Source organism: Vibrio sp. 03_296 (assembly GCF_002265885.1).
The window spans coordinates 1-1,124 of the sequence record NZ_NPKW01001077.1 but is presented as its reverse complement, the minus strand read 5'-3'; the positions used below and the strand labels follow the sequence as shown (position 1 = coordinate 1,124).

General features: G+C 43.3%; 3 protein-coding genes. 2 read left to right on the top strand and 1 reads right to left on the bottom strand.

Annotated elements, in window-relative coordinates; genetic code table 11:
- The coding region (locus tag CIK04_RS29925; RefSeq protein ID WP_128824764.1) for an ATP-binding cassette domain-containing protein at window positions 1–288 on the bottom strand (288 nt) is incomplete at its 3' end.
- A gap of 220 nt (window positions 289–508) precedes the next feature.
- On the opposite strand from CIK04_RS29925, the gene CIK04_RS35030 reads away from it, so the two are divergent.
- Both CIK04_RS35030 and CIK04_RS35025 read left to right on the top strand, forming a co-directional pair.
- Entirely contained in the window at window positions 509–688 is a 180-nt protein-coding gene (locus CIK04_RS35030; protein ID WP_325206022.1) for a hypothetical protein, read from the top strand.
- 223 nt (window positions 689–911) lie between these two features.
- Window positions 912–1,124, top strand: a 213-nt coding sequence (locus CIK04_RS35025; RefSeq protein WP_325206021.1) for a hypothetical protein, incomplete at its 3' end; no start/stop codon positions are given.

Sequence of the window (1,124 nt, the reverse complement as noted above, 5' to 3'; positions counted from 1 at the left end):
TTTACTTTCCACAGTTCTTTTGTGACCCATGATAACGGTGTCGATAACCGTGAACTCTTCGTAAGCAAACTGATCCTGATTCAGTTTTGCAACGCGTTCATTTGGGTCGTAGCTGACGTTACCACTCGTCGGTTCAAGTTCACCACTGAGGATTTTCATAAAGGTTGATTTACCACAACCATTAGCCCCAATTAGACCATAGCGATTGCCTTCGCCAAATTTAACTGAGATGTTTTCAAACAGTGGCTTAGCGCCAAATTGTTGAGTGATATTCGCTGTAGAAATCAAAGCTTTTACCTTAGTGAGTCAGTAACAAATAGAAAAACTGCGCAACGTTACTTGTTCACGCCTCAGAGTGCAAGCTTTGATTTTTATGACTGAAATCACAAACATGACATTTGAACGTGAATATGGATAAAGTTTCACAGCAAATTTCTATTTGTCTGAATTATGAACAGTTTTTGAGACTACAATCTTTTACGTTATGTCTAAATAATACGACCCACTTATGCAAAAATTATTACGTCTATTCGTTTGTTTTACTCTGGTGTTTGCGCCAGCAACGTTTGCCCAATGGCAATATGCAGCACAGACGCCAGCTCAGGTTAGTGCGCAGGCATTGAGTATCGAAAGTGACTTAAGTGCCCTGCCCGATCCTCTTTTTATGGGGCCCAAGGAACACAATTAAGGTCAATCRAGTTGCTCTCCGCTGTGCTCGAATTACAAAAAACGGAGGGCGATGCTTTTAAAGCAGCGTTAGCCCAGTATCGTAAGGCCCCTACTGCGCCACAATGGTTGTTGGTCGAGAATCAATATCTCACGCTAACAGCCTTGGACAGTAGTAAGCGACGCTTCTCCAGCTTACGGATTCGGCTAGTAGAGAGCAGCTTACCGGCTTTGGCCCTTATGGTGTGACTCAGTTTCGCCAAGAGCTTGCGCTGACCAAACTTAACATTGAGTACCTGGTCCAATTTCCACGACTACGCAGTTTCCGTGCTCTGATTAAGAAACACGTTTATTTCACCTGTACCGGTGATCTGGACGGGGTTAAAGTGTTTGCAGTTTACTTACTTTTGGTTTGGTGGATGGCCAATAGTAAACGCATCATTACACTCTTTCGCGAA

What these genes read in the sequence shown, in the direction of transcription:
- CIK04_RS35030 (WP_325206022.1), top strand. Translation starts at nt 509, where the DNA reads ATGCAAAAATTATTACGTCTATTCGTTTGTTTTACTCTGGTGTTTGCG.